This window comes from Streptomyces sp. NPDC006925, assembly GCF_042869575.1.
Lineage (GTDB): Bacteria > Actinomycetota > Actinomycetes > Streptomycetales > Streptomycetaceae > Streptomyces.
The window spans coordinates 257,431-277,303 of sequence record NZ_JBIAGB010000008.1; the positions used below are offsets into that span (position 1 = coordinate 257,431).

General features: G+C 75.4%; 14 protein-coding genes and 1 pseudogene. 7 read left to right on the top strand and 8 right to left on the bottom strand.

What is annotated here, in order from left to right; translation table 11 throughout:
- From ACFYNS_RS14455 to ACFYNS_RS14490, 8 genes and pseudogenes are all read right to left on the bottom strand, one after another.
- Positions 1-1,830 (bottom strand): acyl-CoA dehydrogenase family protein, encoded by a 1,830-nt coding sequence (locus ACFYNS_RS14455; protein WP_388602917.1) that lies wholly within the window; start codon positions 1,828-1,830, stop codon positions 1-3.
- Positions 1,824-3,947 carry an acyl-CoA dehydrogenase gene (locus ACFYNS_RS14460; protein ID WP_388602919.1) on the bottom strand — a complete coding sequence of 708 codons (2,124 nt, stop codon included), beginning with the start codon at positions 3,945-3,947 and terminating at the stop codon, positions 1,824-1,826. The genes ACFYNS_RS14455 and ACFYNS_RS14460 overlap by 7 nt, the downstream gene beginning before the upstream one ends.
- Positions 3,944-5,761 carry a fatty acyl-AMP ligase gene (locus tag ACFYNS_RS14465; RefSeq protein WP_388602922.1) on the bottom strand — a complete coding sequence of 606 codons (1,818 nt, stop codon included), beginning with the start codon at positions 5,759-5,761 and terminating at the stop codon, positions 3,944-3,946. The genes ACFYNS_RS14460 and ACFYNS_RS14465 overlap by 4 nt, the downstream gene beginning before the upstream one ends.
- A gap of 382 nt (positions 5,762-6,143) precedes the next feature.
- Positions 6,144-6,526: pseudogene (locus ACFYNS_RS14470) on the bottom strand (trehalase-like domain-containing protein); the annotation flags it as partial.
- 156 nt (positions 6,527-6,682) lie between these two features.
- The gene (locus ACFYNS_RS14475) at positions 6,683-7,675 is read right to left on the bottom strand and encodes a thiopeptide-type bacteriocin biosynthesis protein (protein WP_360293882.1); all 993 of its coding nucleotides are present in this window, start codon (positions 7,673-7,675) and stop codon (positions 6,683-6,685) included.
- Positions 7,676-8,239: 564 nt separating this feature from the next.
- Positions 8,240-9,973, bottom strand: coding sequence for a tetratricopeptide repeat protein (locus ACFYNS_RS14480; protein WP_388602924.1), 1,734 nt, complete (start codon positions 9,971-9,973; stop codon positions 8,240-8,242).
- Positions 9,879-10,862: a pentapeptide repeat-containing protein gene (locus tag ACFYNS_RS14485; RefSeq protein WP_388602927.1), complete on the bottom strand. Its 984-nt coding sequence runs from the start codon at positions 10,860-10,862 to the stop codon at positions 9,879-9,881. Before ACFYNS_RS14485 ends, ACFYNS_RS14480 begins: the two co-directional genes overlap by 95 nt.
- Before the next feature lie 120 nt (positions 10,863-10,982).
- The gene (locus ACFYNS_RS14490; protein ID WP_360303036.1) at positions 10,983-11,792 is read right to left on the bottom strand and encodes an SAM-dependent methyltransferase; all 810 of its coding nucleotides are present in this window, start codon (positions 11,790-11,792) and stop codon (positions 10,983-10,985) included.
- Between the two features lie 230 nt (positions 11,793-12,022).
- Here ACFYNS_RS14490 and ACFYNS_RS14495 point away from each other — a divergent pair, with 230 nt between their 5' ends.
- The 7 genes from ACFYNS_RS14495 to ACFYNS_RS14525 all read left to right on the top strand — a co-directional run bounded on the left by ACFYNS_RS14495 (position 12,023) and on the right by ACFYNS_RS14525 (position 19,866).
- Entirely contained in the window at positions 12,023-12,427 is a 405-nt protein-coding gene (locus tag ACFYNS_RS14495; protein ID WP_074998215.1) for a molybdopterin-binding protein, read from the top strand.
- Between the two features lie 143 nt (positions 12,428-12,570).
- Complete coding sequence (gene modA, locus ACFYNS_RS14500; RefSeq protein ID WP_360303034.1) at positions 12,571-13,365, top strand: molybdate ABC transporter substrate-binding protein; 795 nt, start codon at positions 12,571-12,573, stop codon at positions 13,363-13,365.
- A gap of 110 nt (positions 13,366-13,475) precedes the next feature.
- Positions 13,476-15,602, top strand: coding sequence for an ABC transporter permease (locus tag ACFYNS_RS14505; protein ID WP_388602974.1), 2,127 nt, complete (start codon positions 13,476-13,478; stop codon positions 15,600-15,602).
- Positions 15,603-15,806: 204 nt separating this feature from the next.
- Positions 15,807-16,427 carry a helix-turn-helix domain-containing protein gene (locus ACFYNS_RS14510; protein WP_388602930.1) on the top strand — a complete coding sequence of 207 codons (621 nt, stop codon included), beginning with the start codon at positions 15,807-15,809 and terminating at the stop codon, positions 16,425-16,427.
- 141 nt (positions 16,428-16,568) lie between these two features.
- Positions 16,569-17,816, top strand: coding sequence for an NAD(P)/FAD-dependent oxidoreductase (locus ACFYNS_RS14515; protein ID WP_388602933.1), 1,248 nt, complete (start codon positions 16,569-16,571; stop codon positions 17,814-17,816).
- Positions 17,813-18,187 carry a (2Fe-2S)-binding protein gene (locus ACFYNS_RS14520; RefSeq protein ID WP_388602935.1) on the top strand — a complete coding sequence of 125 codons (375 nt, stop codon included), beginning with the start codon at positions 17,813-17,815 and terminating at the stop codon, positions 18,185-18,187. Before ACFYNS_RS14515 ends, ACFYNS_RS14520 begins: the two co-directional genes overlap by 4 nt.
- A complete protein-coding gene (locus ACFYNS_RS14525) occupies positions 18,184-19,866 on the top strand; it encodes an FAD-dependent oxidoreductase (RefSeq protein ID WP_388602937.1) in 1,683 nt (560 codons plus the stop codon). The genes ACFYNS_RS14520 and ACFYNS_RS14525 overlap by 4 nt, the downstream gene beginning before the upstream one ends.
- Positions 19,867-19,873 lie beyond the last annotated feature (7 nt).

Below are 19,873 nucleotides of genomic sequence, written 5' to 3' on the forward strand. Positions count from 1 at the left end.
TCAGCCGGCGAGCGGGGTGTCGTACAGGTCGTAGCTGCGTCCCTCGTGGTAGCGCGCGAGCACCTCGTCCAACAGGTGCCCCTCCCCCTCGGAGGGCAGCTCGGGCAGCGGGCGACCGAGCCGTTTGACGAGCCGGGCGAGGGCGGCGGTCAGCCACCCGGGGTCGGCGAGGAAGCCGGCACCGGCCGACTGCGGCCCGGGGCTCCTGGCGGGGCTCCGGCGCCGGCCCCCGTCCGGGTCCCGGCCCTGCTGGCGCCACACCCCGAGGCAGGCGGCGGCCGCCAACAGCAGCGCGTAGCGGTCCGCGCCCGCGTAGGCGCGGGGGCTGGCCAGTACGGTGCGGTCCCTGGCGGGCATGGCCGCGCACTCCTCCTGGAGGGCGCGCAGCTCCGCCTCCAGCTCGCCCGCCAGCGCGGTCAGCGCCGGGCGGTAGGCGCCGGTGCGCGCGCCGTCGGCCGCCAATTCCCCGGCGGCTCCCACCAGGGAGCAGGCCAGCGAGTCCGACGTGGCCACGAGGGCGAGCCGTGCCGGGTCCAGCGGCGGCAGCGGATCCCGGATCCGGAACAGCCCGTCGGGCGCGGGCGGGCCGCCGTACCACGCGGTGCGGGCCAGCCGGGGCAGCTGCGGGATGATCGTCGCCTGGCAGGCAGCGGTGCCCGCATGGCCCAGGCTGATCATCGGCAGGTCCCGTACGTGCTTCTGGAAGGCGCCGTACTCGCCGCCGCGCACATAGAAGTTGGCGCCCAGCACGACGGACAGGTCGTAGGTGGTCTCCGTCAGCAGCTTGGGCAGCAGATACTTGACTGCTGCCGCGTACACGCTGGTCTCCGCTGGCAGCAGGTGGACGGCACGGGTGGCGGCCAGCGCCAGGCAGTCGCAGATCAGCAGGTCGGTGAAGGCACCGACGAGGGTGGCGCGGGCGTGCGGGATCTCCAGCACCGAGCGGTTGTAGAGCTGCCGGTCGAGGGCGAAGCCCACGGCGGTGCGCAGCGCCGTGTCGCCTCCGCCCAGGATCATCGACGGGACGACGCTGCGGGTGATCTGGAAGGATCTGAGCGCCAGTTCGACGCCGTCGCCCACCTCTCCGACGAGCGCGTCGCCGCCGACGGGGCAGTCGGTGAACTCGATGCCCGCGTTCTGGCAGCCGCGCACCCCGACGGTGTGGTAGCGCGGCAGATAGCGCAGCCGTCCGGCGGGGAGGCGGTCCTTCTCGACCAGCAGCACGGAATGGCTGCGGCTGCCCGCAGCCTCGTCGGTCCGGCTGAAGAGGACGAGCGCCTCGGCCCGTACGACGTTGTTGATGACCTGCTTGACGCCGTCGAGCCGGAACCCGCCGTCGGCGGTGGGAGTGGCGCGGAACTCGTTCCGTACGAAGTCGTTGCCGTGCGCCAGCTCGTGATACGCAATGGCCAGCCGACCGCCGTTCAACAGGAGTTCGGCGACCCGGCGGCGCTGGTCCTCGGTCCCGGCCGCCCAGACCGCCACGGCCGCCAGGAACGTGGTGGCGCCGTAGCCCAGGCCCAGGCTGGCGTCCCGGCGGAAGACGGTGCGCAGCACCCGGCCCAGGGTGTCGATCCGGTCGAGCCGGCCGCCCCGCTCCCGGGGCACGAACTCGGCGTTGAGCCGGAAGGCGGTGAGCACGTCCTCCGCTTCGGCGAGCAGTTCCCCGCGCTCGTCGGCGGCCAGCAGGGCTGCGGTGCCCAGCGGGTTGCCCGGATCGTCCGGAGCACCGAAGCGGCGTTCCAGATCGGCGATCCGGTGCTGGACCCGGAGCTCCTCGTCGGCCCCGGTGGCCTCGCCCTCGGCCTTGCGCTCGGTCGGCGTCAGCATGGCGGTCCCTCCGCTGTGCGGCAGGGGAACAGCGAGAACAGCTCCCCCGCCGCGTACTGTGCGGCCATCCGTTCCAGCAGCCGCTCGTACAGCGGCTCCCGCGCCTCCTCCTCCACCCCCCGGGGCCGCGGCAACGGCCCCGTACTGCCGGGTACAGCCTCCTCCAGCCCGCTCGAGAGCCGGTCCAGGACCGCATGGAGCCACAGCGGCGACGGTGCGGCCCTTCCTTCGCCGTCCCCGCCGTCCCCGCCGTCCCCGCCGTCTCCGCCGTCCCCGCCGTACCGCCACAGCCCCAGCGCGCAGGCGGCAGCCAGGCAGCCGCTGTAGCCGCGGGCCAGGTCGAAGCTCTCCACGGGGGCACCGCCGGGCAGCAGCCGGGCAGCGCCCATCCGGGTGTGCAGCGCGCGGCAGGCGGCGGTGAGGGTGCGGGCCGCGCGCGCCGCGGGCACCAGCCGGACGTCGTCCGCGGCGGCGCGGGCGAGTACCGCGGTACTTCCGGGAAGCGAGGCGGCGAGCGCGCTGCCGTGCCGGGCCAGCAGGCTCAGCGCCTCCGGCCGCAGCGGAGGCAGCGGCCGGTCCGGGGAGAAGGTGGCGGCCTCCCACGCCCCGTGCCGGGCCGGGCCGCTGCCGGCCGGTGCCGCGAACCCGCGTGCCAGCGTGCGGAACTGGGCGGTGAGCGCGTACAGGTTCACCATCGTGTTGCCGTCGAAGATCCCCACGATGCGGTGGTCGCGCTCCAGCTTCTGGAAGCGCCCGTGCGCGTGGTGGTCGCTGAGGAACGCGCGCGCCCCCAGCACACCGCGCAGCCGCAGCAGGATCCGGTCCACCGTCGTGGGCACCAGGTACTTGGCGACCGCGGAGGTGACACTCAGTTCCTCGGGCAGCGTGTGGATGCTGCGGGCCGCGACCAGGCTGAGCGCCTCGACGGCCAGCAGGTCGGCGTAGCACTCCGCCAGCGTCCGCCGCACCAGGGGCAGGTCCAGCATCCGCCGCCCGTACAGTTCGCGCCCCGCGGCGAAACCGTAGGCCAGCCGCAGCCCGTGGTCGGCGGCGCCCAGCGACAGCCCGGTGCACAGCGAGCGGGTGATCTGCAGCGCCTTCAGCACGGTTTCGGGGCCCTCACCCTCCCGGCCGACCAGCCCGTCCCGGCCGACCGGCGCCGCGTCGAAGGCGATACCGCTGATGTCGGCACCGCGGATGCCCAGCGTGCGCACCTTGGGCAGCGGGCGCCAGGTGCCGTGCGGCAACCGCGCCTTGTCCACGAGCAGCAGGCTGAAGCCCCGCGGCCCGCCCTCCGGCGCGGTGCGGGCCAGCAGGCACACCAGCCGGCCCCGGGTGGCGTTGTTGATCAGCCACTTCTCGCCGGTGATGCGGTAGCCCTCCGGCACCGCCTCGGCCACGACCTCGCCCGCCATCAGGTCACTGCCGTGGGCGCGTTCGGTGAGCCCGAGCGAGACCAGTTCCCCGGCGCGCACCAGGCCGGCCAGCCGCGCGGTCCCCGCGTTCTCCTCGGCGACCCAGACGCAGACGGCGCCCAGGAAGGTCTTGCCGTGCGCCACGGCACTGGTCAGATCCCGCCGGGCCAGGGTGCGGACCACCTCCAGGAGCTGCGGCAGCCCGGTGAGCGCGCCGCCGTACCGCGCGGGTACGTAGTAGTGCTGCACTCCGATCCGGTCGAGTGCGGCGCAGGCGGCCGCCGGGAACTCCTCGGCGGCGTCCCGGCGGGCGGCGGCCGCGTAGCCGAGCGGCCCCGTACCGTCCTCGGGGTCGCCGAGCAGGGCGTCCAGGCGCTCGGCCAGCGGCAGCCCCGCGGCCGGTTCCGGGTGCGCCGTTTCGGGTGCCGGTTCCTCGGGGCCGGGTGCGGGTGCCGGGTCCGACGGTTCCTCGTGTTCCTCCGGTTCCTCCGTGTCCGCCGGTTCCTCGTGTTCCTCCGTGTCCGCCGGTTCCTCCGTGTCCGCCGACGAAGCGGCCCCGGGGACGCGCTCCTCCGCGGACCCGGACGACGGTGCCGGTGCCGGTGCCGGTGCCGGTGCCGGTGCCGGTGCGGATGCGGGGGGCGGGGAACCGGCCGCGGACGGGCCACGCTGCGGCGTCCGCCGCCCGCGCACCACCGTCACCCTCGCTCCCGCGCGCCGCGGCGGCTGTCGGCCCGCGCGTCGGCCGCGGCCTCCACGAGCTTGCGCACCTCGGGCGCGACCACCTCGTGCAGCGGATGGATCTGGCCCTCCAGGAACATCTGCCGCATGGCGCGGCGCTGCAGCTTGCCGCTGGTGGTCCGGCGCACCGTGCCGGGGCGCACCAGCAGCACGTTCTCGGCGGCGACCTCGAACTCGCTGGCCACGCGCTGCTGCACGTCCGCCGCCAGGGACGCCAGCCGGGTGTCGTAGCTGCGGCTGGTGCGCACTTCCTGGACGACGACCACGTGGTCGCGCTCCGACTCCACCGAGAACGCGGCGCTGGACCCGAAGAGGGCGCTGACCTGCTGCACGCTGCGCTCGATGTCCTGCGGGTACAGATTGCGCCCGGAGACGATCATGATGTCCTTGAGCCGCCCGGTGACGAACAGCTCCCCGCCCTCCCGTACCCCCAGGTCCCCGGTGCGCAGGAAGCCGTCGGTACCGTCGGCCAGGGTGGCGCGGAAGGCGTGCGCGTTGTCCAGCGGCCGGTTCCAGTAGCCGTGCGCCACGCTCTCCCCGCGCACCCAGATCTCGCCGACCCGGCGGTCCGGCAGCGGCGCGTGGCTCTCCGGGTCCACGATCCGCACCTCGCAGCCGCGCGGGATGCCGGAGCTGACCAGGGTGCGGCTCGGCCTGCCCGGCCGCGCCGCGCGCACGGTGTGATGCTCCAGGTCGGCGCTGTCCACGGTGCGCTCCAGCGCGGGCGCTCCGGGCGACCCGCCGGAGACCAGCAGCGTGGCCTCGGCCAGCCCGTAGCAGGGGTAGAACGCCTCGCGGCGGAAGCCGGTGGGGGCGAACCGCTCGGCGAACGCGTCCATGGTCTCCGCGCGCACCGGCTCGGCTCCGTTGACGGCCGTCGTCCAGCGGGAGAGGTCCAGCCCCGCCAACTGCTCGTCGGTGACCCGGCGCAGGCACAGGTCGTAGCCCAGGTTCGGGCCGCCGCCGGTGGTGATGCCGTAGGTGTCGATCATCCGCAGCCAGTTGACCGGTCGCTTGACGAAGCTGATCGGCGGCAGCAGCACACCTCTGCCGCCCAGCCACAGCGGGTGCAGCAGGTGGCCCGCCAGGCCCATGTCGTGGTGGAACGGCAGCCAGCCGCCGACCACCGAGTCCGCCGTGGTCCGCATCCCCTGCTGGATGGCCTCCTGATTGGCGAGCAGGTTGCGGTGGGTCACCATGACGCCCTTGGGATCGCTGACCGACCCGGAGGTGTACTGCAGGTAGGCGACGTCGTCGGGGAACAGTCCGGGCTCGTGCCACTGCGGCTCCCGGCCACCGGCCTCCGAAGCGCCCGGCGCACCGGCCACCGCCCGGTCGGTGGCCAGGCAGACGACCTCGGGGTGGCCGATGGAGGCCAGTAACTGGGAGACCGCGGAGGCGTTGGCCGAGTCCGTCATCAGATAGCTGACGGCGGCGTCCTTGATGATGTTGGCGACCCGCTCCACGTTCTGCCGGGCGCCACCGGGCGGCGGCGCCGGGACGGCCACCGCTCCGGCGAACAGGCAGCCGAGGAAGCTGGTGACGAACTGGGCGCCGTCGGTGTGCAGGATCAGCACCCGCTGGCCGTGGCAGCCGCGCGCCTGGAGCCAGGCGGCCAGGCGCAGGGAGCGCGCGCCCACCTCCCCGTAGCTGAGGGAGTCGGCCTCGAGCCGGTCGTCGTGTCCGGCCCGGACGAACTGGTAGGCGGTCGCGTCGGGCCGCTCGTGGATCCTGCGCAGTGCGAGTTGCGTGAAGTTCCTGGGCACAGCAATCATCGCCCCCATAGCCCCGTTGGCGACCCGCCCGACGGGCGGGCCTTTGCAGACGACCGCGAACGTGTCATCTCTGGCGAGAGCTTGACGCGGGCTTCTCAAGTCCCCCTTTATTCACCGTGGACCGGGCCTGTTCCTCCTCCGTCATGTCGAAGTGCGGCACCACCCAGATCAGTCCGTACGTGGACAGCGCCCGCCACACCGCCGCCAACACCTTGCGCACCCACACCGTGGCCTCCCGGGATTCCGAAACAGGCGCCCAGGATGCGCGCGCCCGCTCGACGACGACTCCAGAAGTCCGCAGCGCCCGCGCCGCCCCACCGTGCGCACACGGCCCGCCGAAACGACTCCGGAACTGCGCCCGCCCGGCCAGTCGTGCGCACACCCAGCCCAGGCGGGTCAGCTCCCGGGACCGGGCCGGGCCTCGCCGCCCCGAAACCCCCTCCACGATCCGCACCAGGCACGATGCGGCACGGCGGCGGGGCGGCATGAAGTCGACGACGCGCACGGTGCCGGGGTGTCCCACTCGGTCTCCAGCACCAGAAAGTCGCCCCGGTAGCGGCGGCGGGCCGCGACGGCGGGCCCGGCACCTCCGGCGGCGGGCGCCAGCCGCCAGAACCCGTTGTCGCCGGTGCCGAGGAGACCGGCGAAGACCGCCGGGGAGTCGAACCGCGGCAGGCACAACCGGTCCACCGAGCAGTCCCGGGCCACCAGCGCGGCGGTCTGCATGTCCCCGATGTGCGCGTAGTCCTCGATCAGTGTCGCCACCCGGCCTCCCCAAACCGTCTGCGGATCCACGGCTCCGCCAGCACAGACCGTCGCCGTGGAGCCCCGCTGGAGCGCCGCTGGGGTGCGGTCGCCGCGGCACCGGCGCGGCCCGCGGGAGGGGAGGGGGAGGCCGGGGCGCCCGGTGCCGGGACCGGGTCAGCGGCGGGGCGGCGGTGCCGCATGCGGGACGCCTTCCTCGGCCGCCAGCACAAGGGTGAGCAACCGCTGGCGGGCAGGGGAGAGCCGGCCCCGGTTCCAGTGCGAGGCGGTGAAGCAGGCCGCGGCCGTCCGGGGTCCGACGGTGGCCCTGCCCGCCTCGAAATACCCGTCCCGCCAGCGGGCCGCCACTTTGCGCACCGCCTCGGCGTGCCGGGCCAGCGCGACGCGGTGCTCCTCGGGAAAGGCGTGCAGCGCCTCTTCGCGCGGAATGCGCCAGTACGCGGCGATACGGGCGGCGGCCTGCTCCCGTGCAACCCGGGCGCCGCCCGCCGCGAAGCCTCGGGGGCCGTTTCCGGCCTGGCGGCTCAGCGCGTGCCACACCCCGCGGTGCTCCCGGCCGACGATGCCCAGCCCGGCGAAGAGCTCGCGCAGGATCAGCAGCGAGTGCCGCCAGGCCGCGGCCCGGTCCTCCCCGCCGGGGTGCCGGGCATGGTGGTCCAGCCAGGCGAAGGAGTCGATGCTGAAGAGATCGTGCGCATACGGCATCGAAGCCGGACCGCCGAACAGGTAGTGCTCGTGCTCGTAGACCACCGGCACCGGCCGGTTGCGCGCGCCCTGGCACCGTGCGAACCGGTGCAGCAGCGCGGTGCGCAGCTCGGCGGCGTCCTGCGGCCCGAACGCCTGGAAGCGCACCCGGACCGCGGGATCCTGATGCGTGAAGAAGAAGTTCCGCGCCCGCTCGGCGCCCAGGAACTCCCGTGCGATGACGCCGAGTTCGGCGCAGAACTCGGCCCGGGCCCGCGCGTCCCGCGCCACGGTCAGATTGACCTGCGCCCAGGGCGCTCCGGCCCCGGCGTCCCGGGCGGCGGCGAGCCCGGCGGTGATCCCCGCCGACAGCGCCGCCCGGCCCCGCGACCGCAGCTCCCGAAGCCGCCCCACGGCTGCGGGCCGGGCACGCCCAGGACGCAGCAGATACCAACCCTCGGGCAATTCCCGCCCCCTTCACCAGTGACCGCGCCGCCCGCAATCACATCCTGGAAGGGAGGTGCCCGACCTCCGGAGCATCCAACGACCGCCCCCTATTCTTCATATGACCGGCAGTTGTACGCCGGTGCGGAGTGGCGGAGCAGCGGGCGCCGGAGCGTTCGCAGTACCCGGCCGCGGCGCGGGCGGCGCCCGACCCGGTGCCAGGCGCCCGAAGCGGGCACGAGTGCTCGCCGCTCCCGGCGCACCCCACGCAGGCGAGGCCGGCCGACGCAGGTGAGAGCACCGGACGCGGGCGAGAGCACCCAGCCCAGGCAAGAGCACCTGGCCCAGGCAAGAGCACCCGATACCAGTAGGGCCGGCGGACGCAGGCGAGAGCACCCGACGCCAGGAGGCACCATCCGGCACAGAGCCGGCCTCCCGGCACCGACGCGCAGGCGACGCGGGCGAGAGCACCCAGCCCAGGCGAGAACCCCGGCACACCGTCGAACACCCGGACCGAACAGGACCACCCGGCGCAGACCGGACCGCCCGGCACCGACGAGAGCACCCGTCGCAGAAGAGAGCGCCTCAGCGCGCCTCCGCTCCGGGGGCGGCACTCTCGGCGGCGACCGCGGGGCCGTCGTCCTGCGCGCTGCTCCTGCCGGGTGCTGCCAGGGCTGCGGCCCGTGCGCGTGCGGTGGCCGCCAGGGCCGACCGGCCGACCGCATCGGCGAGCCGGGCCTGGCCGAGCCAGTTGTAGGGGCTGGTGGGGCGCAGGGCGAGGCGTTCGCTCAGCAGGGTGCGGGCCAGGTCCAGCCGCCCGGCGCGCAGCGCCGCCTCCAGGAGGGTGCGCTGCACCGCGTCCCGCTGCGCGTGGCTGCCGCCGAACGTCGCGAACCGGCCGCGCAGCGGGAAGAGCAGGTCGACGGCGTCCTCGTACCGCTCCTGGGTGAAGGCGACGAGCGCCCGGCAGACCGGCAGCCCGATCTCGGCCGTCATGGTGTGGTTGGTGACGCCCGGATGCGGATGCGTCGCCCACCCCTCGCGGTCGGCCAGCAGGGCTTCGGCCTCGCGCACCCGCCCCGCGCCGAGGTAGGCCATGACGGCGTGGGTGTCGTTGAAGGCGTAGTGCGGTCCGTCGCGGCGGGCGGCCCAGGCATCGGCCAGCGGGGCCCACCGGTCCCCGACCGCCGAGCGGTCGTCGTCGCCTCCCAGGTGGAACCGCCACAGCAGCGAGGAGGCGTCCAGCAGTTCGAGGGCGAGTCCGCTGGTGACCGCGGGGTCGAGCGCGGCGTCGTAGATCTCCAGCACCCGGCGCGTGTCGCCCGCCTCCAGCGCGTAGAGGGCGTAGTGCCACCAGTTGTGCACCGCCATCATGTTGTCGGCGCCCCACTCCCGCCTGCGGGCGTCGAGAAAGCGGAAACCCTCCGCGAACCTGCCCTGCATCTCCAGGGTGTGCACGACGGCGTGGATCCCCCACACGTCGCCCGGCTGCCGCTCCACGGCCGCCCGGGCGGTCTCCTCGGCCCGGGCGTAGTGCCCGGACTCCTCCAGTCCGAAGCCGAGCATGCCCAGCAGCGGGCCGTAGTGCGGATCCTCCTCGTCCCAGGCCGTCAGCGCTCCGGCGATCCGGTCGCGCAGCGCGGCGGCGTTCCCCGTGAAGAAGTCGATCTGGTGTCCGACGGCCAGCGCCAGGGCGTCCCGGGGCCAGGCGACGGCAATCTCGCGCAGCACCGCACCGGCCCGCGCGATGTCCCCGTCCAGCCAGGCGGCAGCGGCGGTCAGATGCGCCTGTTCGCGTGCCGTGCAGGCCCCCTCGTCCGCCGCGGCCCGGAAGCGCGCGAACTCCTGGCGTGCCGCGGCCGCCTGGCTCTCCTCGGTGCCGAGCAGTCCGAGATAGGCGGCGAACGCCTGGCCCAGCGGCGCGTCGGGCGCCAGTCGGCGCAGCTCCGCGACGGACTCCGCGACGTCGCCGCGGAAGAAGAGCAGCGAGTCGACGGCACTCTCGTACCAGGTGGCCGCGGCCTCGCCCGCCTCTCCGCTGCCGAGCCCGCTCGCCTCCAGCCCGTGCCGGTCCCGCCGCCCAGAGGGGCGGCCCCCGGCAGCAGCCCCGTTCGCGCCGTGCGTGCGGGAGGAGACCGAAGTGCGCGCGTCAGCCGCTACCGCCTCGCGCTGTACGGCGTCAGCCGGCACCGCCCCAGCCGACACAGCGTCAGCCGATACCGCGTCAGCCGGTGCTGCCTCCGGGCCCTCCGGTGCCGTGGCCGCCGTCCGTCCCGCCCTTCCGTCCGCCGCGTCCCCCGCGCCCGGTACGCCGCCCATTGCTGCTCCTCCCACCGAGACCGCTGCCCCCGCCGACCGGGGCGGCCTTCCCCGGCGGCCTACCCCGTGCCCGGTGCGGAGCCTCGTGCCGCGCGGGTGAAGATCCGGACGGCCAGTGGACAGGACGGGTCAGTGCGCCGGGGACGGTGGTGGTCCCGTCGCCGTGGGCGGCGTTCAGTTGCGGCTGGGTCAGGAAGAGCGCGTCCGACAAGTCGGCGCCCCGCAGATCGGCGTCGCGCAGATCGGCGCCCAGCAGGTCGGCCCGGTGCAGATCGGCCCCGCGCAGGTCGGCGGCGATGAGCAGCGCGCCGCGCAGCGTGGTTCCGCGCAGTTGCCCGTCCCGCAGCCGCGCGCCCACCAGGTCGGCGTGCCGCAGGTCGCGTCCGCCGAGGCCGCGCCGCACCCGTTCGCTGACCTCTTCGAGCACCGGCCCCACGCGCGCCCGCCAGGCGGTCACGTCCACACCGCGCAGCTCCGCCGCGTCCCCGTCGACCAGCGCCTCGATCTCCGCGATCAGGGGGCGCGCCGCACCGCCGTGCCCGGTCGCCGCGGCTTCGGTGAGCAGCCACAGCAGTTCGTGCAGCGGCCTCGTCACCCGGAAGACGGCGAACATTTCCGGCCCCGGTGTCAGCTCGGGCCGCGCGGTCACCCGCTGCCCGGCCCCGTAGCAGTCGAAGACGGCGCAGCCGGTGAACCCGCTCTCGCGCAGCGCCGCATGGATCGAGCACCGGTTCTCCGCGGTCAGGTTCGTGCACCGCTGACCGGCCGGCTTGTCGGCGGCGAAGTCCGCCGAGGCGGTGAACGGCAGCGCCACGCAGCACAGCCCCGCGCACCGCTCGCAGTCGGCCCGCAACCGCTGCCCGCTCCCCTGGCTTCCTGACCCGCTCATCCCTCCAACCTAACCCGTCCCGAGCAGGATCGATCACGCACCGGAGGGTCGAGCACCAGGCCGGGGGGCCGAGCACCAGGGGCCCCGGGGCCGGTCCCGCACCGGGCGGCCGGGTGCCGGTCAGGGCTTGCGTGCCACGGCGCCGAACTGGGCGACGCTCTTCTCGTCCTCCGCCGCGTATCCGGGGCGCCAGCGCGCGCACGAGACGATTCCGGGCTCCAGCAGCTCCAGTCCCTGGAAGAAGCGGGCGACCTCGGCGCGGGTGCGGGCGGTGATGGGCGGCGTGGCGTTCTCGTTCCAGAACTCCATCGCCTCGACGTTGGCCTCGCCCCCCAGTTCGAGCGTGGGATGGGTGAGGGCCAGATAGCTGCCGGAGGGTACGGCCGACATCAGGGTCCGCACGATCTGCGCGGCCTCGTCCGTGTCGGCGACGAAGTTCAGGATGCCCAGCAGTATGACGGCGACCGGCCGGGTGAAGTCCAGGGTGTCCTCGGCGGCGTCCAGGATCGCCCCGGGCTGGTGGGCGTCGGCCGCGACGTAGTCCGTCGCCCCCTCCGGGGAGCCGACGAGGAGAGCGCGGGCGTGGGTGAGGACGGTGGGGTCGTTGTCGACGTAGACGATCCGCGCGGTGGGCGCCGTCCGCTGCGCCACCTGGTGGGTGTTGTCCACGGTGGGCAGGCCGGTGCCGATGTCGAGGAACTGGCGGATGCCCGCGTTGCCCGCCAGATACCGCACGGCGCGGCCGAGGAAGGCGCGGTCCGCACGGGCCACCTCGCGGATGCTGGGGTACATGGTGGTGATGTGGTCACCGACCTGCTGGTCGACGTCGTAGTAGTCCTTGCCGCCCAGCCAGTAGTTCCACACCCTGGCGTTCTGCGCGACGTGCGCGACGGGGGGCGGCTCTCCCGGCGGGTCGCTGCGTTCGCTCACGTTGGCGCCCTCTCCACTCGACGGCTGCACTGGAGCTGTCACCGAGTCTAGGCCGCCCCGCCGGTACTCCGGCAGCGCAGCGCGGCGGACGGCCCCGGCGGACTGACCACGGCGGACGACTCCGGCCGGAAGCCGAGCCCGCCGAGGGTTGGCACTTCCTCCAGTCGAGGCTGGCAGATGCTATAGGAACGGCGCTCACGCATTGCAGATGCGAGCACAGAACCCATACGTTGACGCACATGCAGTCGTACACGATCGGCCAGGCGGCGCGCCTGCTCGGCGTCAGCCCGGACACGGCCAGACGCTGGGCGGACGCGGGGCGGGTCGCCACCCACCGCGACGAGAGCGGGCGCCGTGTGATCCAGGGGCGCGATCTGGCGGCCTTCTCCGTCGCGCTCGGCCAGCACACCGGCGAGGACGAGGAGGCGCCCTACACCTCGGCCCGCAACGCGTTCCCCGGCATCGTCACCGCCATCAAGCTGGGCGATGTCGCGGCACAGGTCGAGATCCAGGCGGGGCCGCACCGGCTGGTCTCGCTGCTGACCCGGGAGGCCGTGGAGGAGCTGGGGCTGGAGGTCGGCATGCAGGCCACCGCCCGGGTGAAGTCGACGAACGTGCACATCGACCGCCCCTGAGCGCTGCGGGCGCAGGCCGCCGTCCCGTCCGCGCCCGCAGCCCCGCCCGCGCCCGCAGCCCCGCCCACCTCCACAGCCACGCCCCGCACCGCCGCCGCCCGTTCCGCCGCGTCCTCCGCACGCGCCGCCCCAGGAGTCGCCGTATGCCTTCCCCGGCCTTTTCCGCTCCGACACCGCGCCGGGCACTCGCCGCGCTCGGCGCCACCGCCCTGCTCCTCCCCCTCGCCGCGTGCGGCGAGGACAGCGCCGACAGCAGCGGCGGCAGCGGTGGAAAGACCGAGCTGACGGTGCTCGGTGCCGCGTCCCTCACCGACGTCTTCAAAGCGGCGGGCAAGGCGTACGAGAAGGAGCACCCCGGCACCCGGGTGAAGTTCTCCTTCGCCGGTTCGCAGGCGCTGGCGGCGCAGGTCGAGCAGGGCGTGCCCGCGGACGTGCTGGCCACCGCGGACACCACCACCATGCGCGGTGTGCGCGGCGAGACCGGCACGCCCGCGGTCTTCGCCAAGAACCGGCTGGTCATCGCGACGGGCGAGGGCAACCCGAAGGAGGTGAAGGGCCTGGCGGACCTGACCGACAGCTCGCTCAAGGTGGTGCTGGCCGCACCCGAGGTCCCCGTCGGGCGCTACGGCAAGCAGGTGCTGGAGGCGCAGAAGCTGAAGGTGGAGCCCGTCTCGCAGGAGCCGGACGTCCGGGCCGTGCTCAGCAAGGTGGAACTGGGCGAGGCGGACGCCGGACTGGTCTACAGGACCGACGCGGCCACGGTGCCCGGGAAGGTCGACGCCGTCGGCATACCCGACCGGCAGAACGCCATCGCCTCCTATCCCGCCGCCACCTTGAAGAGTTCCGAACACCGCAAGGAGGCGACGGCGTTCGTCCGCTGGCTGAGCACTCCCCCGGCGCAGAAACTGCTGCGCAAGGCCGGTTTCCAGCACCCGTGAACGGCTCGCACCCGCCCGCGCACCGGCCCGGCCCGCACCCGTCCGCGCCCGGCCCGTATGCGCCTGCGTCCGCGCCCGCGCACGACCCGCGTCCGGACCGGCGTCCGCGTATCGGCAGGCGCCGCACCGGGCCCCGGACGCCGCTCGCGCTGGCGGTCCCGGCGCTGCTGGCGACGGGGTTCCTGCTGGTACCCCTGCTCGGCATCCTGGCGCGTACGCAGTGGGGGGCACTCGGCTCCCATCTGGGCAGCGAGGGCGTCATCGACGCGGTGCGGCTCTCGCTGCTGGTCTCCGTCGGCGCACTCGCGCTCTCCCTGGTACTGGGTGTGCCGCTGGCCTGGCTGCTGGCGCGGGTGGACTTCCCGGGCAAGGCCCTGGTGCGGTCGCTGGTGCTGCTGCCGATGGTGCTGCCGCCGACCGTGGGCGGAGTGGCGCTGCTGCTCGGCTTCGGACGGCGGGGGCTGCTGGGCCCCTGGCTGGAGGACTCCTTCGGCGTCGTCCTGCCGTTCCACACCTCGGGCGCCGTGGTGGCGGCGACGTTCGTGTCGATGCCGTTCCTGGTGATCAGCCTGGAGGGGACCCTCGCGGGGCTGCGGCCCGCCTACGAGGAGACGGCCGCCTCGCTGGGGGCCGGGCCGCTGCGGGTGTTCGGCACCGTGACGCTGCCGCTGGTGGCCCCGGGCCTGGCCGCGGGGGCGGCACTGACCTGGGCCCGGGCACTGGGCGAGTTCGGGGCGACGATCACCTTCGCCGGGAATCTGCCGGAGTCGACGCAGACCCTGCCGCTCCAGGTGTACCTGCTGCTCCAGAACGAGCCGGAAGCGGCGACGTCGGTCTCGCTGCTGCTGCTCGCCATCGCCATGGCGGTGCTGATCGGGCTGCGCGGCCGCTGGACCGGCGCCGGCGGCTCCCCCTCCGCAGGCGGTCGGCCCCGTCGCCGCCCCGGGCGGCGGGGGCGCCTGGCGGAGGAGGCGCCGCAGGCCGCACCGGTCCCCGGCGGCACACCGGCGCCCGGCACCGGCGATCCCGGCACCGGCGTCCCCGGCAGCCCCGGCGTCCCGGGAGCCCGCGAACCGGGCGCCTTCCCGGACCCCGGCAGCCGGGCCGGGACCTGGCCGCTGCACGCCCGGGTCACCGGGTTCACCGAGCTCACACTGGAGGCCGCGCCCGGCACCACCGTGGCGGTCGTCGGCCCCAACGGCGCGGGCAAGACGACACTGCTGCGGGCCCTCCTCGGCCTGACCCCGCGCGCCCGCGCCGAACTGGCGCTCGGCGACAGCGAGGTCGGCTCGCTGCCCCCGCACCGGCGCGGGGTGGCCTGGGTCCCGCAGGACGGCGCCCTCTTCCCGCATCTGACCGCACTGTCGAACACGGCCTACGGGCTGCGCGCACAGGGCGTGGGACGCGCCGAGGCACTCCGCCGGGCGCAGGAGTGGCTGTCGCGGCTGGGGGTCGGGCACCTGGCACACCGCAGGCCGGGCCAGCTCTCCGGCGGCCAGGCGGGCCGGGTGGCGCTGGCCCGCGCACTGGCGGCCCGGCCCCGGCTGCTGCTGCTCGACGAGCCGCTGGCCGCACTCGACCAGACGACGCGCGCGCAGGTGCGGCACACCCTGCGCGGCCATCTCTCCGGTTTCGGCGGGGTGTGCATGCTGGTCACACACGATCCGGTGGAGGCGGTGTCGCTGGCCGACCGGGTGCTGGTGCTGGAGGACGGCCGGGCTCTCCAGGACGCTCCGCCCGCCGAGGTGACCCGGCATCCGCGTTCGCCGTGGGTGGCCCGGATGCTGGGCCGCAACGCGCTGCCGGGGACCGGCACGGGCGGCAGCACCCTGGACCTGGACGACGGCGGCACCCTGGTGGCCGCGGACCCGGTGCCCGAGGGCGCCGCCGTCCTGGCGGTCATCGCGCCCGAGGCGGTCGCCCTGCACCGCGAGCGGCCGCACGGCAGCCCCCGCAACGTACGGCGTGGAACGGTACGCGAGATCACCGCGGTCGGCAGCCGACTGCGGGTGCTGGTCGCGGCACAGCCCGGCACGGGCGGCCCGGCGGCCGAGGACGACCCGGCAGGCGGCCCGGTACGCGACCCGGCAGGCGGCCCGGCGCACGGCCCGGCAGGCGGCGGCCCGGACCTGGTGGCCGAGATCACCGCGGAGGCCGCCGCCGAACTCGGACTGGCGGACGGCGCCGAGGTGTTCACCAGTGTCAAGGCCACGGAGATCACCCTCGTGGAGCGGTGACCGGCGGCCCGGCGGGTACGCGGCCCGGCGGGAGCGGCCGACGCGAACAGGCGGCGGGCGCCCGCGGTCCGGTACGGGCGGCCGACGGCTGCGGTCCGGTGACCCGGCGGGCTCCGGCCTCCGCCGCACCGTTCGGGATAATGACCGGGACCGGGCGGCGGTCGTTCCGTATAACGAACAGAGCATCGCGAGGAAGGAGGGGACGTGAGCGGTCCCCAGAGGTCGATCAGGAGCATGCTGGCACTCAACCTGAAGCGGGTGCGGGCCCGGCGCGGACTGTCGATCTCCGAGCTCTCCCGCCGGTCGAGGATCGGCAAGGCGACGCTGTCCCAGTTGGAGTCGGGCACCGGCAATCCCACGATCGAGACCGTCTTCAGCCTCTCGCGCGTCCTGGAGGTGCCGATCTCCGACCTGCTGGACACCCAGCGGCCGGCGGGGCTGCGCGTGGTCCGGGGCGAGGACGTCGAGGTGCTCAGCGGCGAGGGAGTCGACCTGCGCCCGCTGCAGCGGATCGAGTCGGGAGAGGCCGTCTTCGAGGTGTACGACCAGCAGTTCAGAGCCGGTGAGCGGCGGGACTCGCCGGGCCATGTGGGCATCGAGCACACCGTGGTGCAGGCCGGGCGGCTGGACGTGGTGGTCGACGGCGAGGAGGTGGAGCTGACGGCCGGGGACTACGTCGCCTTCGACGCGGCGCTGCCGCACAGCTACGCCGCCGCGGAGGGGACGGTGCGCTCGGTGCTGCTCCTCCAGTACCGGACGGACCAGCGGCTGCATCCGAGCACGCCGCACGCGCTGCCCGAGGCGGACGCCCCGCACGGCGCGTGAGCCCCTGCCCGCGCAGCAGGCCCGCCGTACGGGCAGCAGCACCCGTGCACCGCCCTCCGGCACCCGGCTGCACATCCGTTGACACGCCCCGGGCGCTGACATAGCGTCCCTTTCGTTCGCTTTGCCGAACAGGGAGGTTCGATGGACCGAACGCGGGTCGCGGTGCTCGGCGCCGGCATCATCGGAGTGGCCTGCGCGCGGGAACTGGCCCTGGCCGGGCTGGACGTGACGCTGCTCGACCGCGGCGGCGCGGGCGCGGCCACCACGTCGCACGGCGAGGGCAACGTCCTCGTCTCCGACAAGGGCCCAGGACCCGAACTGCGGCTCGCCCAGCTCTCCCGGCGACTGTGGCCCGAGGTGCTGGCCGCCGTCGCGGAGCGCTCCCGGGCCGGGCGGCGGGCGGTCGAGGCCGCCGAATGGGACCCGAAGGGCGGCATCGTCGTCGCCACCACCGACGCCGGGGCCCGCGGCCTGACGGAGTTCTCCGCGGCCCAGCGCACCGCCGGAGTGCGGGCCGAGGAGCTGACCGCCGACGCGCTCCGCACGGCCGAGCCCTTCGTCACCTCCGCGCACACGGCAGCCGTCCACTATCCCCAGGACGCCCAGGTGCAGCCCGCGGGCGCGGCGGCGGCGCTGCTCACCGACGCGCGCGCGGCGGGCGCCGAACTGCGTACCGGCGAGGAGGTGCTGGCCGGGGTCGTGCACGGCGGCCGGCTGACCGGGGTCCGCACCTGCGGCGGGCTGCTGGAGGCCGATCTGTTCGTCGACGCGGCCGGACCGTGGTCGGGGGTGCTCTCCGCCCGGCTCGGGGCGCCGGTCGCCGTGACACCGCGCCGGGGCGACGTGCTGGTGACGACGCCGCTGCCGCCGACCGTCTTCCACAAGGTGTACGACGCGGACTACGTGGGCGCGGTCGGCAGCAGCGAGGAGGAGTTGCAGACCGCCGCCGTGGTGGAGTCCACCGCGGCGGGCAGCGTGCTGATCGGGTCCTCGCGGCGCCGGACGGGCTTCGACGACCGGCTGCGACCCGAGGCCCTGTCGGCGGTCGCCGCCAAGGCGCTGCGCCTCTTCCCCTCCCTGGCGGGAGTACCGGTGATGCGGGCGTACGGCGGGTTCCGGCCGTATGTGCCGGACCATCTGCCGATCATCGGTGCCGATCCGCGGCTGCCGGGACTCTGGCACGCGACCGGCCACGAAGGGGCCGGGATCGGGCTGTCGGTGGGCACCGCGCGGCTGCTGCGGCAGCTGGTGCTGGGCGAGCCGACCGGTGTCGGGAGTCATGCCTTCCGGGTGGACCGCCCGGCCGTGTCGGCGTCCGCGGCCCGGCAGCAGGAGCAGCCGCCGACCTCCCTCCGGCAGGAGCGGCAACAGGGACAGGAGGAGAGATGAGTCCGAGACGTCTACCGACCCACGGTGCCGCCGACGGCCGGGGGGAGCGCCCGCTGCGGATCACCGTCGACGGCCGGCCCCTCGACGGCGTCGCGGGGCAGACGGTGGCCGGTGTGCTGCTCGCCGCCGGCCGCACCGCGTGGCGCGGCGGGCCCTCCGGTGCCGTGCGCGGGGTGTTCTGCGGCATCGGCGTCTGCTTCGACTGCCTGGTGACCGTCAACGGCGACCGCGACGTACGCGCCTGCCTGCGGCGCGCCGCGGACGGCGACGAGGTGCGCACCCAGTCCCGGGCCCGGCCCGGTACCGGCGGGGCACGGCCCGCGGACACCGGGGCGGGCGGGTCCGCGGAGCACGGGGAGGCGGCCGGATGACCCGCCGTCATGTCGTGGTGACCGGAGCCGGGCCGGCCGGGCTGGCCGCCGCGTACGCCGCGCTGGCGGCGGGCGCCCGGGTGACGCTGATCGACTCCGCCGAACAGCCCGGTGGCCAGTACCACCGGATGCCGCCCGAGGCGCACGCCGAGCACCCCGGCACGCTCCGGCGCGGCCGGGCCGCCTTCCTCCGGCGGCGCCACCGGGTGCTGACGCATCCGCGCTGCAGCTGGCTGCCGGAGACCTCAGTGTGGGCCCTGGAGCGTACCGGCCCCGGCGACGGCGCCCCGGCTGCGCGAACCCCCGCGGCGGGAGGCTTCGGACCGCCGCCGCGGGTGCACCTGCTGTGCGGCGGCCCCGCGGACGGCTCCGGACGCACCCGGCGCACGCTGGACGCGGACGCGCTCGTGCTGGCGACCGGCGCACACGACCGGGTGCTGCCCTTCCCCGGCTGGGAGTTGCCGGGCGTCTGCACCGCCGGGGCCGCGCAGGCGCTGGTGAAGGGCGAACGCCTGGTGGTCGGCGACCACGTCGTCGTCGCGGGCAGCGGGCCCTTCCTGCTCGCGGTCGCCGCGTCACTGCTGGAGGCGGGTGCGGGGGTGCGGGAGGTGCTGGAGGCCGGCACCTTCCCCACCCTCGGCCGCAACTGGCTGGACCGGACGTGGGAGTTGGCGGCACAGCTCGGCAAGACGGCCGAACTCGCCGGAAGCGCGGCGGCTCTGGTGCGCCACCGAGTGCCCTACCGGATCGGCCGTACGGTCGTGGAGGCGCGCGGTGACGGCCGGGTGGAGGAGGTCGTCACGGCGCGGCTGCGCCCGGACTGGTCGGTGGTCGCCGGGACGGAGCGCACGGTGCCGGTGGACGCGCTGTGCGTCGGGCACGGGTTCAGCCCCCGCCTGGAGCTCCCGCTGGCCGCGGGCTGCGCGTTGCGGGACGCACCGGCCGGTACCGGTGGCGGCGCCGGATCGTTCGTGGTCGTGGACGGGGAGCAGCGCACCAGCGTGCCGGGCGTCTTCGCCGCCGGGGAGATCACCGGTATCGCCGGGGCTCCGGCCGCCCGGGCCGAGGGCGCCGTCGCGGGTTGGGCGGCCGCCGGAGGCGACCGTTCGGTGCCCGCGCTGCGGGCGCTGCGGCGCAGCCGGGACCAGGGGCGGGCCTTCGCCCGCAGGCTGGCCCGGGCGCATCCGATCGGTGCGGGCTGGCCCGGCTGGCTGCGCCAGGACACGGTCGTGTGCCGCTGCGAGGAGACCGACTACGGCACGCTGTGCGCGGCGTTCGGCGACCCGGCGCAGGCGGCGCCGCGGGTCGCCAAGCTGAGCACCCGGGCCGGACTCGGCCCGTGCCAGGCCCGGGTCTGCGGCCCCACCGTCGCCGAGCTGCGCGCGCGTTCCGGCGCCGCCGGGTCCGCGGACCGCGGTACGGCCGCGGAGCCGCCCGAGCACACCCCGCACCGCAGACCGCTGGCCCAGCCCCTCCGCCTCGGCGAACTGGCCGCCCCGCCGGTTCCGTTCGCCGTCCCGGAGGACCCGCCGGACCGGGACGACGGGTCGAAGCCGCCCGGCGCGGCTGACCGGAGCGCCTCGTGCGGCCCGCGGTCCCCGTCCGGCCCGGCGGCCGAATCCGCCCCGCAGGCCCCGTTCCGAACGCCCCGACCGTCCGACCCGACCGACCAGAGGTGAGACGCTC